This is a genomic window from Sphaerisporangium aureirubrum, assembly GCF_042658925.1.
GTDB classification, from domain to species: Bacteria; Actinomycetota; Actinomycetes; order Streptosporangiales; family Streptosporangiaceae; genus Sphaerisporangium; species Sphaerisporangium aureirubrum.
The window spans coordinates 1-16,723 of the sequence record NZ_JBHSRF010000024.1; the positions used below are offsets into that span (position 1 = coordinate 1).

15 protein-coding genes are annotated in these 16,723 nt (G+C 69.6%); 11 read left to right on the forward strand and 4 right to left on the reverse strand.

The genetic code is table 11. The features are described from left to right. The first annotated feature begins 201 nt into the window (after positions 1 to 201). From ACFP1K_RS17910 to ACFP1K_RS17940, 7 genes are all read left to right on the forward strand, one after another. A complete protein-coding gene (locus ACFP1K_RS17910) occupies positions 202 to 1,713 on the forward strand; it encodes a sugar ABC transporter ATP-binding protein (protein WP_380754335.1) in 1,512 nt (503 codons plus the stop codon). Next, positions 1,710 to 2,795, forward strand: a complete 1,086-nt coding sequence (locus tag ACFP1K_RS17915; RefSeq protein WP_380754338.1) for an ABC transporter permease — start codon at positions 1,710 to 1,712, stop codon at positions 2,793 to 2,795. The genes ACFP1K_RS17910 and ACFP1K_RS17915 overlap by 4 nt, the downstream gene beginning before the upstream one ends. Further along, positions 2,792 to 3,778, forward strand: a complete 987-nt coding sequence (yjfF, locus tag ACFP1K_RS17920) for a galactofuranose ABC transporter, permease protein YjfF (protein ID WP_380754341.1) — start codon at positions 2,792 to 2,794, stop codon at positions 3,776 to 3,778. Before ACFP1K_RS17915 ends, yjfF begins: the two co-directional genes overlap by 4 nt. 48 nt (positions 3,779 to 3,826) lie before the next feature. Next, positions 3,827 to 5,476 (forward strand): ribulokinase, encoded by a 1,650-nt coding sequence (araB, locus tag ACFP1K_RS17925; RefSeq protein ID WP_380754344.1) that lies wholly within the window; start codon positions 3,827 to 3,829, stop codon positions 5,474 to 5,476. Then, a complete protein-coding gene (locus ACFP1K_RS17930; protein WP_380754347.1) occupies positions 5,473 to 6,132 on the forward strand; it encodes an L-ribulose-5-phosphate 4-epimerase in 660 nt (219 codons plus the stop codon). Before araB ends, ACFP1K_RS17930 begins: the two co-directional genes overlap by 4 nt. Then, the gene (gene araA, locus ACFP1K_RS17935; protein WP_380754350.1) at positions 6,129 to 7,610 is read left to right on the forward strand and encodes an L-arabinose isomerase; all 1,482 of its coding nucleotides are present in this window, start codon (positions 6,129 to 6,131) and stop codon (positions 7,608 to 7,610) included. Before ACFP1K_RS17930 ends, araA begins: the two co-directional genes overlap by 4 nt. A gap of 188 nt (positions 7,611 to 7,798) precedes the next feature. Next, a complete protein-coding gene (locus tag ACFP1K_RS17940; RefSeq protein WP_380754560.1) occupies positions 7,799 to 8,785 on the forward strand; it encodes a LacI family DNA-binding transcriptional regulator in 987 nt (328 codons plus the stop codon). A gap of 68 nt (positions 8,786 to 8,853) precedes the next feature. On the opposite strand, the gene ACFP1K_RS17945 is transcribed toward ACFP1K_RS17940, so the two are convergent. Continuing rightward, a complete protein-coding gene (locus tag ACFP1K_RS17945) occupies positions 8,854 to 9,864 on the reverse strand; it encodes an arabinan endo-1,5-alpha-L-arabinosidase (RefSeq protein WP_380754353.1) in 1,011 nt (336 codons plus the stop codon). Between the two features lie 928 nt (positions 9,865 to 10,792). Here ACFP1K_RS17945 and ACFP1K_RS17950 point away from each other — a divergent pair. The 3 genes from ACFP1K_RS17950 (at position 10,793) to ACFP1K_RS17960 (ending at position 13,844) form a co-directional block, all read left to right on the forward strand. After that, the gene (locus ACFP1K_RS17950) at positions 10,793 to 11,659 is read left to right on the forward strand and encodes an oxidoreductase (RefSeq protein WP_380754356.1); all 867 of its coding nucleotides are present in this window, start codon (positions 10,793 to 10,795) and stop codon (positions 11,657 to 11,659) included. Positions 11,660 to 11,903: 244 nt separating this feature from the next. Further along, on the forward strand, positions 11,904 to 12,926 hold the full coding sequence (locus ACFP1K_RS17955) for a maleylpyruvate isomerase N-terminal domain-containing protein (protein ID WP_380754359.1): 1,023 nt from the start codon (positions 11,904 to 11,906) through the stop codon (positions 12,924 to 12,926). A 171-nt stretch (positions 12,927 to 13,097) separates the two neighbouring features. Then, a complete protein-coding gene (locus ACFP1K_RS17960) occupies positions 13,098 to 13,844 on the forward strand; it encodes a class I SAM-dependent methyltransferase (RefSeq protein ID WP_380754362.1) in 747 nt (248 codons plus the stop codon). Positions 13,845 to 14,119: 275 nt separating this feature from the next. On the opposite strand, the gene ACFP1K_RS17965 is transcribed toward ACFP1K_RS17960, so the two are convergent. Together ACFP1K_RS17965 and ACFP1K_RS17970 are read right to left on the reverse strand one after the other, a co-directional pair. After that, entirely contained in the window at positions 14,120 to 14,302 is a 183-nt protein-coding gene (locus tag ACFP1K_RS17965; RefSeq protein WP_380754365.1) for a DUF397 domain-containing protein, read from the reverse strand. Further along, the gene (locus ACFP1K_RS17970; RefSeq protein WP_380754368.1) at positions 14,293 to 15,120 is read right to left on the reverse strand and encodes a helix-turn-helix domain-containing protein; all 828 of its coding nucleotides are present in this window, start codon (positions 15,118 to 15,120) and stop codon (positions 14,293 to 14,295) included. Before ACFP1K_RS17970 ends, ACFP1K_RS17965 begins: the two co-directional genes overlap by 10 nt. Positions 15,121 to 15,308: 188 nt before the next feature. On the opposite strand from ACFP1K_RS17970, the gene ACFP1K_RS17975 reads away from it, so the two are divergent. Beyond that, a complete protein-coding gene (locus tag ACFP1K_RS17975) occupies positions 15,309 to 15,695 on the forward strand; it encodes an ATP-binding protein (protein ID WP_380754371.1) in 387 nt (128 codons plus the stop codon). Positions 15,696 to 15,827: 132 nt separating this feature from the next. Here the strand turns inward: ACFP1K_RS17975 and ACFP1K_RS17980 are convergent, their stop codons facing one another. Beyond that, positions 15,828 to 16,628 carry a hypothetical protein gene (locus tag ACFP1K_RS17980; protein WP_380754374.1) on the reverse strand — a complete coding sequence of 267 codons (801 nt, stop codon included), beginning with the start codon at positions 16,626 to 16,628 and terminating at the stop codon, positions 15,828 to 15,830. Positions 16,629 to 16,723: the final 95 nt, after the last annotated feature.

Consider the following 16,723-nt stretch of genomic DNA (forward strand, 5'->3'; position numbering starts at 1 on the left):
CGTCGGTGGCCAGGAGGTCCCGGCGCGCGTGGTCACCGAGGAGACCACCTTCACCCAGGACCAGGCCAAGGAAGCACTCCCCAACCGCCAGTACTGACCAGAGACCGACCTGACGGAGACCGCGCCACCGCGGGCCGCCCCCCGGGGCGGCCCGCGCCCGCCGGACACCGTCGCCGGCCGACGAGGAGGATAGGACGCCACATGGCCGAACCAGCGCCGATCCTGCGCATGCGGGGCATCGGCAAGTACTTCCCCGGCGTCACGGCCCTGGACGGGGTCGACTTCCGGTTGCTGCCGGGCGAGATCCACGCACTGATGGGAGAGAACGGCGCCGGCAAGTCGACGCTCATCAAGGTGCTGACCGGTGTGTACGGCATCGACGCCGGGGAGATCGAGCTGGCGGGCCGCCCGGTCGCCTTCTCCGGCCCGCTCGCCGCCCAGCAGGCCGGGATCAGCACCGTCTACCAGGAGCTCAACCTCTGCGCCAACCTGTCGGTGGCCGAGAACATCTTCATCGGCCGCGAGCCGCGCCGCCTCGGCCGCATCCAGTGGGGCCGCGTGCGCCGCGACGCCGCCGCGCTGCTGGCCCGCCTGGAGATCGACGTCGACGTCGCCGAGCCGCTGTCGTCGTACTCCCCGGCGATCCGCCAGATGGTCGCCATCGCCCGCGCGGTGGACATCGAGGCCCGGGTGCTGGTGCTCGACGAGCCCACCTCCAGCCTCGACGCCGGCGAGGTCGCCCAGCTGTTCCGGGTGATGCGCCGCCTCAAGGAACAGGGCATCGCCATCCTGTTCGTCACCCACTTCCTGGAGCAGGTCTACGAGGCCTCCGACCGGGTGACGGTGCTGCGCAACGGGCGGCTGGTGGGGGAGTACCGCACCGCCGAGCTGCCCCGGGTGGACCTGGTCGCCAAGATGATCGGCCATGAGCTGGCCGAGCTGGAACGGCTGGAGGGCAGGCCGCTGGCCCGCACCTCCGCCCCGCTGGTGGAGGCCACCGACCTCGGCCGCACGGGCAGCGTCGAGCCGTTCACGCTGACCATCCGCGAGGGCGAGGTGGTGGGCCTGGCCGGGCTGCTCGGCTCGGGCCGCACCGAGGTCGCCCGGCTGCTCGCCGGCGCCGACCACGCCACCAGCGGCTCGGTGCGCGTCGGCGGCGCCCCCGCCGCCCTGCGCACCCCCCGGGCCGCCGTGCGCCGCGGCATCGCGTTCTGCCCCGAGGACCGCCGCGGCCAGGGGCTCATCCCCGACCTCACCGTCCGGGAGAACCTCGTGCTGGCGCTCCAGGCGGCCCGCGGCTGGACCCGCCCCCTGTCCCGGCGCAGGCAGGAGGAGCTGGCCGGCAGGTACATCGCCGCGCTGAACATCCGCCCGGCCGACCCCGACCAGCAGATCAAGTACCTGAGCGGCGGCAACCAGCAGAAGGTCATGCTGGCCCGCTGGCTGATACTAGAACCGCGCCTGCTCATCCTGGACGAGCCCACCCGCGGCATCGACGTGGGGGCCAAGGCCGAGATCCAGCGCCTGGTCGCCGAGCTGTCCGACGGCGGCATGGCGGTGCTGTTCATCTCCGCCGAGCTGGAGGAGGTGCTGCGCCTCAGCCACAGGGTCGGTGTGCTGCGCGACCGCAGGCTCGTCGCCCAGCTCGACAACGACGAGGCCCTCACCACCGGAGCACTGATGGAGACGATCGCGAGCGGAGCCGGGGCATGAGCATGAACGCGCTCCTGCGCCACCGGCTGTTCTGGCCGGTGGCCGTGCTGGCCGCCCTGTTACTGGTCAACCTGCTGCTGACCCGCGGCTTCTACAACATCGAGATCAAGGACGGCCACCTCTACGGCAGCCTCATCGACATCCTCAGGTTCGGTGCCCCGCTGATCATGGTGTCGCTCGGCATGACGCTCGTCATCGCCACGGGCGGCATCGACCTGTCGGTCGGCTCGGTGGTCGCCATCAGCGGCGCGCTCGCCTGCCTGATGATCAGCGACCTCGGGAACCAGAACGACACCGGCGGGGTGCTCACCGCGGTGGCGGTCGCGCTCGTCCTCTGCCTGGTGCTCGGCGCGTGGAACGGCCTGCTGGTCGCGGGCTTCGGCATCCAGCCGATCGTGGCCACCCTGATCCTCATGGTCGCCGGGCGCGGGCTGGCGCAGCTCATCACCGACGGCCAGATCACCACGATCAACAGTTCGCCCTACAAGCTGATCGGCGGTGGCTACTGGCTCACCCTGCCGTTCGGCATCATCGTGGTGGCGGCGCTGCTGGGGCTCACCGCGTTCCTCACCCGGCGCCTCGCCCTCGGCCTGCTCATCGAGTCGGTCGGCGGCAACGCCGAGGCGGGCCGCCTGTCGGGCATCCGGTCACGCGGCCTCATGATCACGGTGTACGCGTTCTGCGGGTTGTGCGCGGGCATCGCCGGGCTGATGGTCAGCTCCAACGTGTCCAGCGCCGACGGCAACAACGCGGGCCTGTGGATCGAGCTGGACGCCATCCTCGCCGTCGTCATCGGCGGCACCCCGCTCACCGGCGGCCGGTTCTCCCTCAGCGGCACCGTGCTCGGCGCCCTCATCATCCAGACGCTGACCACCACCATCTACTCGGTCGGCGTGCCGCCTGAGACGACGCTGCTGGTCAAGGCCCTGGTGGTCACCATCGTGTGCCTGGTGCAGTCCCCGGCCTTCCGCGCCAAGGTGTTCGGCCGCCGCCGCATGCCCCATCGCGCGGCGCCACCCGGGCCGCCACAGGACGTGCGCGCCGAGACCGGCCTGGTGACCAGGGACGGGGTGGGCGCGTGACCACCACGACCCTTCCGTTCCGGCGCCCCCAGGTGCCGCGCAAGTACGTCCCGGTGCTGGTCACCGCGGTCCTGTTCGCGGCGATGTTCGTCGTGGGCGGCATCCGGTACGAGGGCTTCGGCACCGGCCAGGTCATCTTGAACGTCCTGGTGGACAACCCGTTCCTGCTGGTGATCGCGGTCGGCATGACGTTCGTGATCCTCGCCGGCGGGATCGACCTGTCGGTCGGCTCGGTGGCGGCGCTGTCCACCATGATCGCCGCGAGCCTGCTGTCCGGCCCCGGCTGGCCCGCGCCGCTGGTGATCGTGCTGGTGCTGGCCATCGGCACCGTGCTGGGGCTCGGCATGGGCGCGATCATCCACTACTTCGAGATCCAGCCGTTCATCGTGACCCTCGCCGGCATGTTCCTCGCGCGCGGCCTGTGCTACACGATCAGCACCGACTCCATCCCGATCACCGACCCGCTGTTCAAGTCGATCGCGGAGCCGCAGATCTACCTCACGTCCGAGCTGTGGATCACGCCCAGCGTGCTGATCGGGCTGGTCGTGGTGCTGATCGCGGCGTACGTCCTGCACTACACCCGGCTCGGCCGCAACGTCTACGCGGTGGGCGGCAGCGAGCAGTCGGCACTGCTGATGGGTCTCCCGGTGGCCCGCACCAAGATCGCGGTCTACACCATCAGTGGATTCTGCTCCGCTCTCGGCGGCCTGCTGTTCTCGCTCTACACCCTCTCCGGCTACGGCCTGCACGCCGTCGGCTGGGAGCTGGACGCCATCGCCGCGGTGGTGATCGGCGGCACGCTGCTCACCGGCGGCTCCGGATATCTGCTCGGCACCGTGCTCGGCGTGCTCATGCTCGGCCTCATCCAGACCATCATCAGCTTCGAGGGCACCCTCAGCTCGTGGTGGACCCGGATGTTCATCGGCTTGCTTCTCTTCGTCTTCATCCTCCTGCAACGCCTGCTCGCGGGGCGCAAGAGGTAGAGGCGATAGTCATATGTCCCGTATTTCAGTTGTCATCTGGAGTCTGCTGTGAGCGTTAACACCGATGCGTACGTCGTGGGCGTCGATTTCGGCACACTGTCGGGCCGTGCCGTCGTGGTGCGGGTCAGTGACGGTGCCGAGCTGGGGAGCGCCGTGCACGAGTACGCCCATCGGGTGATCGAGGACACGCTGCCGGGCACCGGCGTGCGCCTCGGGCCCGACTGGGCGTTGCAGTCCGCCGAGGACTGGCGCGACGTGCTGCGCAACGCCGTGCCGAAGGCCCTGGCCGTGGCAGGCGTGCAGGCGTCCCAGGTGATCGGGGTCGGCACCGACTTCACCGCGTGCACCGTGCTGCCCACCACCGCGGACGGCACCCCCCTGGCTGAGATCCACCCCGACCGGCCGCACGCCTGGCCCAAGCTGTGGAAGCACCACGCCGCCCAGCCGCACGCCGACCGCATCAACGCCCTGGCCGCCGAGCGCGGCGAGCCGTGGCTGCCCCGCTACGGCGGCAAGATCTCCTCCGAGTGGGAGTTCGCCAAGGGCCTGCAGGTCCTGGAGGAGGACCCCGAGATCTACCACCTCGCGGACCGCTGGATCGAGGCCGCCGACTGGATCATCTGGCAGCTCACCGGCGTCGAGACCCGCAACGTCTGCACCGCCGGGTACAAGGGCATCCACCAGGACGGCCACTACCCGACGGCGGAGTTCCTCGCCGCGCTCAACCCCGGCTTCGCGGACTTCACCGGCAAGCTCGGCCACGAGCTCGCCCCCCTCGGCGGCCTCGCCGGGCGGCTCACCGCACAGGCCGCCGAGTGGACCCGCCTGCCCGAGGGCACGCCGGTCGCCGTCGGCAACGTCGACGCCCACGTCACCGCCGCCGCGGCCGACGCCGTCCGCCCCGGCCAGATGGTCGCCATCATGGGCACGTCCACCTGCCACATCATGCCGTCCGGCGAGCTCGCCGAGGTCCCCGGCATGTGCGGCGTGGTCCGCGACGGCATCGTGCCGGGCCTTTGGGGCTACGAGGCCGGGCAGTCCGGCGTCGGCGACATCTTCGGCTGGTTCGTCGACACCTCCGTCCCGCCGGCCTACACCGAACGCGCCGCCGAGCTCGGCCTGGGCGTGCACGAGTACCTCACCTCCCTCGCCGAGCGGCAGCCGGTCGGCGCGCACGGCCTGGTCGCCCTGGACTGGCACAACGGCAACCGCTCGGTGCTCGTCGACCACAACCTGTCCGGCGTGATCGTCGGCCAGACCCTCGCCACCAAGCCCGAGGACGTCTACCGCGCCCTCATCGAGGCCACCGCGTTCGGCGCCCGCGTCATCGTCGAGGCGTTCGAGGGCTCCGGCGTGCCGGTCGAGGAGTTCGTCGTCGCGGGCGGCCTGCTGAAGAACCGCTTCCTCATGCAGGTGTACGCCGACGTGCTGCGCCGCCCGCTGTCCGCGATCGGCTCCGAGCAGGGCCCCGCCCTCGGCTCCGCCATCCACGCCGCGGTCGCCGCCGGCGCCTACCCCGACATCACCGCGGCCGCCGCCGCGATGGGCAAGCGCACCCCCGCCGTCTACCAGCCCGACCCGGGCCGGGCGGACGCCTACGACCGGCTGTACGCCGAGTACCGCCGGCTGCACGACCACTTCGCGGACGGCGGCATGCTCCACCGCCTCCGCGCCATCAGAAACGAGGCCACCAAATGATCGAGGAGACCCGGGAGACGGTCTGCCGCCTGCACGCCGAGCTGGTGCGCTACAACCTGGTCGCCTGGACGGCCGGGAACGTGTCCGCCCGCGTCCCCGGCGCCGACCTGTTCGTCATCAAGCCCAGCGGCGTCTCCTACGACGAGCTGACCCCGGCCTCCATGGTGGTGTGCGACCTGTCCGGCGACCTGGTGGAGGGCTCCCACGCCCCCTCCAGCGACACCGCGGCGCACGCCTACGTGTACCGGCACATGCCCGACGTGCACGGCGTGGTGCACACCCACTCCACCTACGCCTCGGCCTGGGCCGCACGCGGCGAGTCCATCCCGTGCGTGCTCACCGCCATGGCCGACGAGTTCGGCGGAGACATCCCCGTCGGCCCGTTCGCGCTGATCGGCGGGGACGACATCGGCAAGGGCATCGTGGAGACCCTGGCCGGGCACCGCTCGCCGGCCGTGCTCATGCAGAACCACGGGGTGTTCACCATCGGCGACTCGGCCAAGGCCGCCGTCAAGGCCGCCGTGATGTGCGAGGACGTCGCCCGCACCGTCCACGTCGCCCGGCAGCTCGGCACCCCGCTGCCCATCGAGCAGCACCACATCGACCACTTGTACGACCGCTACCAGAACGTCTACGGACAGAGGAGTCACCTGTGAAGCTCTGGTTTCTGACCGGCAGCCAAGGACTGTACGGGGAGGACACGCTGCGGCAGGTGGCCGAGCAGTCCCAGCGCATCGCCGCCAAGCTCGACGAGGCGCTGCCGTTCACCGTGGAGTGGCTCCCCGTGCTCACCGACGCCGCGGCGATCCGCCGCGTGTGCCTGGAGGCCACCGCGGACGACGACTGCGGCGGCGTGATCGCGTGGATGCACACGTTCTCGCCCGCGAAGATGTGGATCGCCGGGCTGGACGCGCTCGGCAAGCCGCTGCTCCACCTGCACACCCAGGCCAACCTGGAGCTGCCGTGGAGCACCATCGACATGGACTTCATGAACCTCAACCAGGCCGCGCACGGCGACCGCGAGTTCGGGTACGTCCAGTCCCGGCTTGGCGTGCCGCGCAAGACGGTGGCCGGGCACGTCAGCGACCCGGCGGTCGCCGAGAGGATCGGCGCCTGGGCCCGCGCCGCCGCCGGCCGCGCCGAGGTGCGCTCGCTGCGCCTCGCCAGGTTCGGCGACAACATGCGCGACGTCGCGGTGACCGAGGGCGACAAGGTCGAGGCGCAGCTGCGCTTCGGCGTCTCGGTGAACACCTACGGCGTCAACGACCTGGTCGAGGTGGTCGACGCCGCCGCCGACGCGGACGTCACCACGCTGGTGAAGGAGTACGAGGACTCCTACCGCGTGGCACCCGAGCTGCGCATCGGCGGCGACCGGCACGACTCGCTGCGGTACGCCGCCCGGATCGAGCTCGGGCTGCGCACCTTCCTGCGCGAGGGCGGCTTCGGCGCGTTCACCACCAACTTCGAGGACCTCGGCGGGCTGCGTCAGCTGCCCGGCCTCGCCGTGCAGCGCCTCATGGCCGACGGGTACGGCTTCGGCGGCGAGGGCGACTGGAAGACCTCGGTGCTGCTGCGCACGCTCAAGGTGATGGCCTCCGGGCAGCCCGGCGGCACCTCGTTCATGGAGGACTACACCTACGACTTCACCCCCGGCCAGGAGCTCATCCTCGGCGCGCACATGCTGGAGGTCTGCCCCTCCATCGCGTCGGGCACCCCGTCGTGCGAGATCCACCCGCTGAGCATCGGCGGGCGCGAGGACCCGGTGCGGCTGGTGTTCGACGCCGACCCCGGCCCCGCCGTCGTGGTGGGCCTGTCCGACATGGGGGAGCGGTTCCGCCTGGTCGCCAACGAGATCGACGTGGTCGCGCCGCCCGAGCCGCTGCCCCGCCTGCCCGTGGCCCGCGCCGTGTGGCGGCCCAAGCCCGACCTGCGCACCTCCGCCGAGTCGTGGCTCACCGCCGGGGCGCCGCACCACACCGTGCTGTCCAAGGCGGTCGGCGCCGAGGAACTGACCGACTTCGCCGACATGCTCGGCGTGGAGCTGCTGTTCATCGACGCCGGCACCACCTCGCGGGCGTTCGTCAAGGAGCTTCGGCTCAACCAGGCGTACTACCGTCTCGCGCAGGGATTCTGATCCGTCGCGGCCCTCTTCCGTATCCTTTGCGGGGGAGGGCCGAAACGTTTCTTCTCCCCGTTGAAACGCAATCGGCGGTCTGGCTGCGCACGAGGTCGTACCCCAGGTCAAAATAGAGCCGGTGGGTTCGACGCACGTTTTGCGAATGAGGTAGACACGTGGAGAAGAAGGTCGTACGCGGCCCGGCGATGACCGATGTCGCCCGACTGGCGGGGGTCTCCCACCAGACGGTGTCACGGGTGCTCAACGACCATCCGAACGTCCGCGAACAGACCCGGCTCCGGGTGCGGGCCGCGATCACCGAGCTCGGCTACCGCCCCAACCAGGCGGCCAGGGCCCTCGCCACCGGCCGTTCGCGGTTGCTCGGCGTGGTGACGCAGAACTCCACGCTGTACGGCCCCGCGTCCCTGCTCACCGCGTTCGGCCAGGCCGCGACCGACGCCGGCTTCGCGGTGAGCGTCGGCAGCGTCCGCACCCTGGACCGCCGCTCCATCGCCGAGGCCGTGGAACGTCACCTGGACCAGCGGGTCGCCGGCATCGTCGTCATCGCCCCCGTGGTGTCCGCCGGCGAGGCCCTGGAACACCTGCGCACCGACGTCCCCCTGGTCACCATCGACGGCGACCCCGCCCGCCGCGGCGCCCTGGTCACCGTCGACCAGCAGGAGGGCGCGGCCATCGCCACCCGCCACCTGCTGGACGCCGGCCACGCCACCGTCTGGCACGTCTCCGGGCCCGCCGAGTGGGTCGACAGCGCGGGCCGCATCGAGGGCTGGCAGCGCGCCCTGCGCGAGGCGGGCGCCGAGATCCCGCCGCTGGTCCCCGGCGACTGGACCGCCGCCGCGGGCTGCCGCACCGGCCAGATGCTCGCCCGTATGCCCGAGGTGACCGCCATCTTCGCCGCCAACGACCACCTGGCGCTCGGCATCCTGCACGCCATGCACCAGCGGGGCCGCCGCGTGCCCCAGGACGTGAGCGTGGTCGGCTTCGACGACGTGCCCGAGGCCGCGTTCCTCATCCCGCCGCTGACCACGGTGCGCCCCGACTTCGCCGCGGTGGCCCGCCGCAGCCTCGACGTCCTGCTCGACGAGATCGAGTCCGGCCGCCCCAGCACCGAGCGCCACACCATCGCGCCCACCCTGATCGAGCGCAAGAGCGTGGGACCGCCCCGCGGCTGAATCAAAGTGACCGTACGGCCGCCGCCCCGGAACGACGGCCGTACGGAGCTCATACCTTCGGGAGCCTGTCAGTAGACGTAGGGCCAGCCCGCGGAGTCGTAGGCGATGAGGTTGATGCCGAGCCGCGCCGAGCCGTTGTCGGCGTAGTAGTGGTAGACCAGCACGTCCGCGTCCGTGTCGGTGAACACCGCCTGGTGCCCCGGTCCGTGGATGCTCCCGTGCCCGGCCAGGATCTCCGTGCCGCCGCCCGAGGTCATCGCGACGCCGTTGCGGTCGGCGTACGGTCCCGTGATGTTCGACGACCGGCCGACCATCACGCGGTAGGTGCTGGACGCGCCCCGGCAGCACAGGTCGAACGAGACGTACTGGTAGTAGTACGAGCCGTGCCGCACGATGTACGGCGCCTCGATCGCGCCGCCGTTGCGTCCGGAGATGGAGTACAGCGTGGTTCCCGACCGCTTACCGGTGGACGCGTCCAGCGGGATCATCTTGATGCCCGACCAGAACGACCCGAAGCTCAGCCACCACCGGCCCTGGGCGTCCACGATCAGGTTGGGGTCGATGGCGTTGTAGTTGTCCGACGTCCTGGTCTCGATGACCAGCCCCTGGTTGGTCCAGCTCCCCGACGCGCCCGTGGTGCTGGTCGCCAGGAAGATCGCCGAGCGGTTGGAGCCGAAGGTGGACGCCGAGTAGTACAGGTAGTAGCGGCCGTTGCGGTAGGAGATGTCGGGAGCCCAGAGGTTGCGGCTCCCGCCGGTGTAGGCGGTGGTCCACGACGCGCCGTTCGGGAACACCGTGCCCGCGTTCCGGAAGGCGATCCGATCGGCCGACGTCTTGATGGAGATGTTGTCGCCCGTGTGCACCAGCAGGTAGGTCCCCGCGGGGGTCTTCACCACGGCGGGGTCGTGCACGTTGACGTCTCCGGTGACCCGCCCCGGGTTCGGGTAGGCGAGCGCGGTCATCGCTTTCGGCGGGGGAGCGGCGGCGTCGGCCGGGAGGGCCGCCGGTACGGCGGCCAGGAGGGTCATGGCGAACGCGGCGGCGGCCGTGCGGCACCGCTCAAGGCTTGGGGACGGCATGTCGTGGCTCCCTGGTGGAAGGTTGCGCGTACGGGCACGGATGAGCCGGATGCGCGCTCTCGGCGGGCCGGCCCCGGGCCGCCGCGCCTCGACGATCACCGTCCTGGCACACGCCGGGGGGTGACGTCATCGGCCCGCCGCAGGGTGCTCACGATGCCCCTGGGCCTTCGGCCGATCTTCATGACTAGGGTCGAGGTGGTGGCGAGAGTACGTCGCCCCCCGGACCCACGCAACGCCCGCCTCCATCCGGGAGCGGCCCTCCGCCCTCGTTTCTCCGCCTGACGATGGCCCGATGACCGGCCCGTTCGCCGCCCTTTCCCGGGCCGCCGCTTTGCCGAAGAGAGCTGAAACTTTCAACTTCCGGCGTGGCTGTGAGCGCCAACATTCATAGTTGTGAACAGCGCCCAATGGTCAGCGACACGCCGTCCATAAAATCGTTCCTCCACGTGTCGGCCAGCCCGGACGCCGCTATTGACACTCCACTCGCGGCCAGGTTACGAAGATGCCTCAACGGTATGACCGATGCGCGACATGGGGTCGAGTCTGTGTTAGCGCTCACACACCATCCGAACTTTTCCGTCGTAAAGGGGTATCCGCTTATGCGTCCCCGTCCCCCTCCGCTCCGGCCCGTCCAGACATGGGCGGTGTCGAACCGCTTCGACGGCCCTCCATAGCCGCTGGGCCGCCGTCCCGGCCTCCGCGTGAGCACCTCCAGGCCGGCCGGCCACGCCCCGGCGGCCGGCCGTCTCCTACCGCACGCGTAGCCTGTTCTTCCTGCTCACGGTGCGAGTGCGCCGGGTCGCCCAGGCTGGGACCGCCGGTCCCAGGACAAGGAGGGCGTCCCCGGCTCACCCGGCCATCGACGAGACTCGGACGGTGAGCCCGCCGGACCCGCGTCCGGTGGGCACGGATCCGACAGGGAGAACCGATGACCACGACCCACCCCGGCGGCACGCTGACCCTCGCCGACGACCTCACCCTGAGCCGCATGGGCTACGGCGCCATGCAACTCGCCGGCCCCGGCGTCTTCGGCCCCCCCAAGGACCGCGACCAGGCCATAGCCGTCCTTCGCGAGGCCGTCCGCCTGGGCGTCACCCACATCGACACCAGCGACTACTACGGCCCCGTCGTGGTCAACGAGCTGATCAAAGAGGCCCTCCACCCCTACCCCCACGACCTGCGCATCATCACCAAGGTAGGCGCCACCCGGGGCCCCGACGCCTCCTGGAACCCCGCCCTCTCCCGCCAGGACCTCATCACCGCCGTCCACGACAACCTCACCCACCTCGGCGTCGAAGCCCTGGACGTCGTCAACCTCCGCGTAGGCGGCCTCCTCGCCCCCACCGACGACTCCCTGGCCGAGCCCTTCGCCGTCCTGGCCGAACTCCGCCGGCAGGGCCTGATCCGCCACCTCGGCCTGAGCCACATAACCGGCACCCAGCTGACCGAAGCCCAGCAGATCGCCCCCGTGGTCACCGTCCAGAACTTCTACAACATCGCCAACCGCCAGGACGAGCCCCTCCTGACCCGCTGCGCCGATGAGGGAATCTCCTTCGCCCCCTTCTTCCCCCTGGGCGGCTTCACCCCCCTCCAGTCGGACACCCTCACCAAGGTGGCCCACAGCCTGAACGCCACCCCCCAGCAAACCGCCCTGGCCTGGCTCCTCCACCATTCCCCGGCAATCCTCCTGATCCCCGGCACCTCCACCTTGTCCCACCTTCGCGAAAACATCGCCGCCGCCGACCTGACCCTCCCCGCCGACGCGCTGGCGGAACTCGACGGCATCGCCGAATAACCGCGTAAAGAAGCAAGGAATGCAAGCCGCCTCGTAAACGGTGCCCTCGGCGCAGCCGTATTTCTGCGACCCTGGCCTCACATCCCGGCGTCCGCTGCGCCTGATCGGTGCCGGCGGGATTGAACGACTCGGGGTGACGTGCCACGTCGGCCAATTAACAGAGCCGCTCACGCGTGAGCTCCGCCCCGCCGATCGGCGGGGAAGGACTCCCTGAAGCCGAGGACGGCAGGCCACGGGCGGCGCCGTGATCGCCGGGCACTATCGTGGCAACACCTGTCAGGCCGAGTTCGCACACTCGTGGGGAGTCACCGATGGACGCATCAGCGAGCCGCACCCGTACACCGGCACCCCGCGCCGGCACGAGTCGCGCCGCCACGCCGTCCCCGCCCATGGTGACCGGCGGCCCCACGACCACCACCACCACGGCACGATGACGACGATCTTCGGTGACGTCGTCGACGTCCGTCCCCTCTTCCCCCGCGAGCGGCACGCTATGCTGGGCCTGCTCACCACGCTGACCCCGGACGACTGGTCGAAGCCGACCGTCTGCCCAGGCTGGGACGTTCACGACGTCGTCGCGCACGTGCTCAACGACTACACACGGCGCCTCTCGGGAACCCGCGACGGCTACGGCGGCGCCGTCTTCGCCGACGACGAGACCCTGCCCCGCTACCTGGCCCGCGTCAACGACCAGTTCGTCCAGGCGGCCCGCCAGATCGGCCCCAAGGTGATGATCGACCTGCTGGACCACCTCGGCCCGCAACTGGATGCCATGTGGGCGGCCCAGGATCTGGAGGCCCCCGCCCACCTAGACGTCTCCTGGGCCGCGACGAACGTCCCCAGCCCCACCTGGCTCGACATCGCCCGCGAGTACACCGAATTCTGGGTACACCAGCAGCAGATCCGCGACGCCGTCTCCACCCCCGGCGCCGACGACCCCACCCTCATCTCCCCCGTCCTGGACACCTTCGCCCGCGCCCTCCCGCACGCCCTCAGACACGAACACCCCCCAGAAGGCACAACGGTCACCCTGGAAGCCACCGGCCCCGCCGGCGGCACCTGGTCCGCCACCAGACACTCCACCCACTGGGCACTGTCCTCGCCGTCCGCCGCGACCCCCGCCGCCCACATCTCAATGAACCAGGACACCCTCTGGCGCCTCGCGACCAGAGGCATAACCGTCGCCGAGGCCCGCGCCCGCACCGAATCCACGGGCGACCACGCACTCACCGCAGCGGCGACCACATTGCTGGCGATCGTCGCGTAACTCTCGCGGGCCCTATTCCTCCATTAGACCTTGGTGTCGCGGGTCATCACCGCGGCGAAGCGGAGGTCGGCGCGGATGACGGTAAAGCTGTTGTCGCGGCCGTGCCGCACACGCTTGAATCAGCAGGCCACCACGGCCGACCGCGGATGAGCCGGAAGGAGGAGGCGCTTCATGAGTGAAGCGTTCTACTCGCACGCGAGGCTGTACGACCTCATGTTCCCGGGCGGCGGGCCCGCAGTCGACTTCTACCGGTCATACGCCAATCGGCAAGGCGGGCGCGTACTGGAACTCGGGTGCGGCACCGGGCACAAACTGATCCCCATCGCGTCCGACGGGCACCCGTGCGTCGGCATGGACCTCTCGCCAGAAATGCTGACTGAGGCCCGCCGTAAGGCGAACGAGCGCGGTGTGGCGGTGGAATGGCTGCGGGGCGACATGCGGGCCTTCGATCTGGACCGCACATTCGACTTCGTGTTCATCACCGCCAATTCCCTACTCCATCTGCATGACGCTGAGGATCTGGTGAGCTGCTTCCAGTCGGTCCGACGCCACCTGGCCCCTGGAGCACGTTTCGTCTTCGATGTGTTCAACCCGAGCGTGCGCATCCTCGCCAAAGCTGACGGCGTGCGCCGCACCCGAGAGTCGTTCATAGACCCTGACCGTGGCAACATCAGCGTCGACGTCACTGAGCTCTACGATGCGCCCGCACAAGTCACCCGCGGGACATGGCACCTCTCAACTGACTCCGAACCCGACTTCGTCGTCGCACCGCTCGAAATCAGAAGCATCTTCCCCCAGGAACTACCGCTCCTCGTCTCCCTCGGCGGCCTCCGCCTCATCGAACGCCTCGGCGACTGGTCCGGCCGGCCATTCGCCGTAGATACGCCACTCCAACTCTGCATCTGCGAGTCCACGTAACCGAAGGCGAACACAGTCCCGCTCAAGCAAAACCCACCCCAGCCAACGACACACATCCCACACCGCCGACAGGCACCCAGCCCCACATGTTGTGGCAGAGCCCCGACTCACCTCACCGAGCATCTAGACGAACAAGTCAAGCCCACGGGCCACCTCGGAAGAGGTGCCTTCGGCGCAGTCTTATTCCAGCGACCCTCGCCTCAGATCCCAACGCCCGATCCGCTCGATCGGCGTCAGCGTGCTGAATGGATTCGAACCGGCAACGCTCAGCCGAGTCACCGGGCGAACCTCAGAAATCGGCGCCAAGCCTCCGAACCAACCACCAGCACCGGCCCACCCGGATCCTTGCTGTCCCGCACCGCCACCACATCAGGCAGATTCACCGCCACTTCAACGCACTGCCCCCCACTCGACCCGGAACGGGAAGACTTCCGCCACTCGGCGCCGATCAAGTCCATCTCTCCATCGCCTCTTCCACCATCAGGAGCGAAACGTGTTTCGGGTGGGCGTCGGCGCGAATGGCGTCGTACCTGTTGGTGATCAACTCAACGATGCTCGGACTGCCCGAGATCTGCCCCAACGCCGAGGACTCCACGTGCACGATAGTCCTCGGCCCCGGGAGCTCCGCAACCGTGAAAGGGCTCATCAGTCCACAGGTCGAGTGTGCGCTGTAAGGCACGATCTGGATCTTTACGTGGGAGTGACGCGCCACATCGGCCAGGTAACAGAGTTGTTCACGCATGAGCTCCGAGTCGCCGATCGGCCGGTGAAGAACTCCTTCGTCGATCAGTGCCCATACCAACGGCGGTTTCTCTCGGGAGAGAACCCCCCGTCGCTGTGTACGGGCGGCCAGCCTTTGCTCGACCAACTCGGAGGTGGCCCCCGGTTCTCCTGAAAGAACGAGACGCGCGTACGCCTCGGTCTGGAGGATCCCCGGAATGAGGAGTGGATCCCAGCTGCGGAGCACAATCGCTTCCTGCTCTACCTGAAGCCATTCCCGAAACCACCACGGGGCCCACCGGCGTTCACGATCGACCATCGCCCACATCTCGGTGAGGACACCGTCGAGCCGTAGCACCTCATCACACCGCTCTGCGAAAGCTCTCTCTGGCTTGCGAGCCGCTCGCTCCACCATGCCGACCATGCTGGTCGAAAAATGGATCTTCCCCGCGAGCTGTGCCTGTGTGAGCTGCGCCGCCATGCGATGGCGGCGCAACTCGAATCCGAACTTGGCCAGCGGCGATTCCTCGGGCTTCAACTCGACCGGCTGAGGCATCCCTCTCCCTGGCGTCGCACGTCTCCGCACCCAGCGGTGCGCTCGCTGTGTGACCAATCGACTCCACACTGTAGCGCCGATTGCTCAGGCTGTTAGCCGAAAGCCGTCTATGGATGGTCACTCCTACGGCATCGATTGCACTCCACAGATGATCTTGAGTGTCATCGGGCCACGAGACGAGGCTGAGCATGACGACAAGCAAGGTGCTGGGGTCGCTGGACCTCATAGGTGCGGTGGCCTCGGTCCCAGTCGCCCGTGCATTCGTACGAGAGACGCTAGGCGCGACACACCCCGCCCTGGACGACGTGACGCTCCTCGCCTCAGAACTGACGACCAACGCCGTACTCCACTCCGACTCACGCGACGGCGGCCCAGTACGCCTCACGCTCGCGGAACACGACCACGCAGTCCGGCTGACCGTGACCGACACCGGCTCGGCCACCCACCCCCGCCCTAACCATGACCCGTGCGGAGAGCACGGCCGCGGCCTGCTCCTGGTCGAGGGAATCTCCCAAGCCTGGGGCGTCACCAACGAGGCAACCAGTCGAAGCGTGTGGTGCGAGGTGAAGTTCTGACCGAAGCCGAAGGCTCCGTTCGTCTTAACTCCCGGTCGAGTTCCGGTCTGCCGGACCCCGGGTCAGGGGCGGGGTGGGGGTGGTGGCTCAGGACGGTCAGGTGGGTGGTGAGGGTGTCGGCGAGGCGGCCGATCAGGCCGCCTGGTTGGAGACGGTGATGAGGGCTGGGGTGGTTAGGCCGGTGGTGCGTAGGGCGTCGGTGAAGATTTCTGTGGTCCAGGAGGCTACGTTCAGGGACCATTCGTGGGGGCGGCAGTGGAAGGTGTGGGTGTGGTTGAGGCCGTTGAGGTGGATGCCGCCGGTTGGTGGGGGCGATGGGGCGGGGGGAAGTGAGGTGGGGGTGACGGTCATTTGGGCGAAGGTGCGGTCGCGGGCGGCGGTGATGATCGCGGAGGGGTCCGTGGGGGTGGTGGTGCGGATCGTCACGGTCAGGTCGGTGTGGGAGGTGGGGTCGGTCAGGGCGAACCAGGCGGCGGCTTGGGAGAGGTCGGCGCGGGCGTCGGGGGCGGTGGAGAGGGGGATGAGGGTGTGCAGGGCGGTGAGTCGTGTGTCGCCGACCAGGGCGAGGGTGTCGGCGAGGACGGTGGCCATGGGGGTGATCGGGGGGCGGTGTCCGAGGGGGCCCGCGGCGACGGAGATGTCGGCCTGGAGCCAGGCCAACTCGCGGACGCGGCCGTCCTGGCGCCAGTCGCCTCCGGCGTCGTTGTGGCCCCAGCGGATGGCGGAGGGGCCGCGGGACGGGTTGAAGGAGCTCCAGCCGTAGGCGACGGAGCGTTTGACGACCAGGCTGAAGACGTCCTCCTCCAGGTCGCCGCGGTCGTGGGCCTGGAGGATCCAGGGCTTGAGGCGGAGGACTCCGTGCACACCCATGATCATTACGGCGGCCGGGGTGCTTCCGGGGTGGCGGCCGGGGGAGGGGGCGAGGTCTGCCATGCCCGAATCGTGGCACGGCCGCCGCGAGCGCTGGGCGTACTCGGGGCGGGGGGATCCGGCCCGTGGAATATGTTCCCTTGAGACCTTTGGCTTGA

Coding starts and splice junctions, on each gene's coding strand:
- ACFP1K_RS17910 (WP_380754335.1), top strand. CDS start 202: ATGGCCGAACCAGCGCCGATCCTGCGCATGCGGGGCATCGGCAAGTAC.
- ACFP1K_RS17915 (WP_380754338.1), top strand. CDS start 1,710: ATGAGCATGAACGCGCTCCTGCGCCACCGGCTGTTCTGGCCGGTGGCC.
- ACFP1K_RS17930 (WP_380754347.1), top strand. CDS start 5,473: ATGATCGAGGAGACCCGGGAGACGGTCTGCCGCCTGCACGCCGAGCTG.
- ACFP1K_RS17940 (WP_380754560.1), top strand. CDS start 7,799: ATGACCGATGTCGCCCGACTGGCGGGGGTCTCCCACCAGACGGTGTCA.
- ACFP1K_RS17945 (WP_380754353.1), bottom strand. CDS start 9,864: ATGCCGTCCCCAAGCCTTGAGCGGTGCCGCACGGCCGCCGCCGCGTTC.
- ACFP1K_RS17950 (WP_380754356.1), top strand. CDS start 10,793: ATGACCACGACCCACCCCGGCGGCACGCTGACCCTCGCCGACGACCTC.
- ACFP1K_RS17960 (WP_380754362.1), top strand. CDS start 13,098: ATGAGTGAAGCGTTCTACTCGCACGCGAGGCTGTACGACCTCATGTTC.
- ACFP1K_RS17965 (WP_380754365.1), bottom strand. CDS start 14,302: ATGGACTTGATCGGCGCCGAGTGGCGGAAGTCTTCCCGTTCCGGGTCG.
- ACFP1K_RS17970 (WP_380754368.1), bottom strand. CDS start 15,120: ATGCCTCAGCCGGTCGAGTTGAAGCCCGAGGAATCGCCGCTGGCCAAG.
- ACFP1K_RS17975 (WP_380754371.1), top strand. CDS start 15,309: ATGACGACAAGCAAGGTGCTGGGGTCGCTGGACCTCATAGGTGCGGTG.
- ACFP1K_RS17980 (WP_380754374.1), bottom strand. CDS start 16,628: ATGGCAGACCTCGCCCCCTCCCCCGGCCGCCACCCCGGAAGCACCCCG.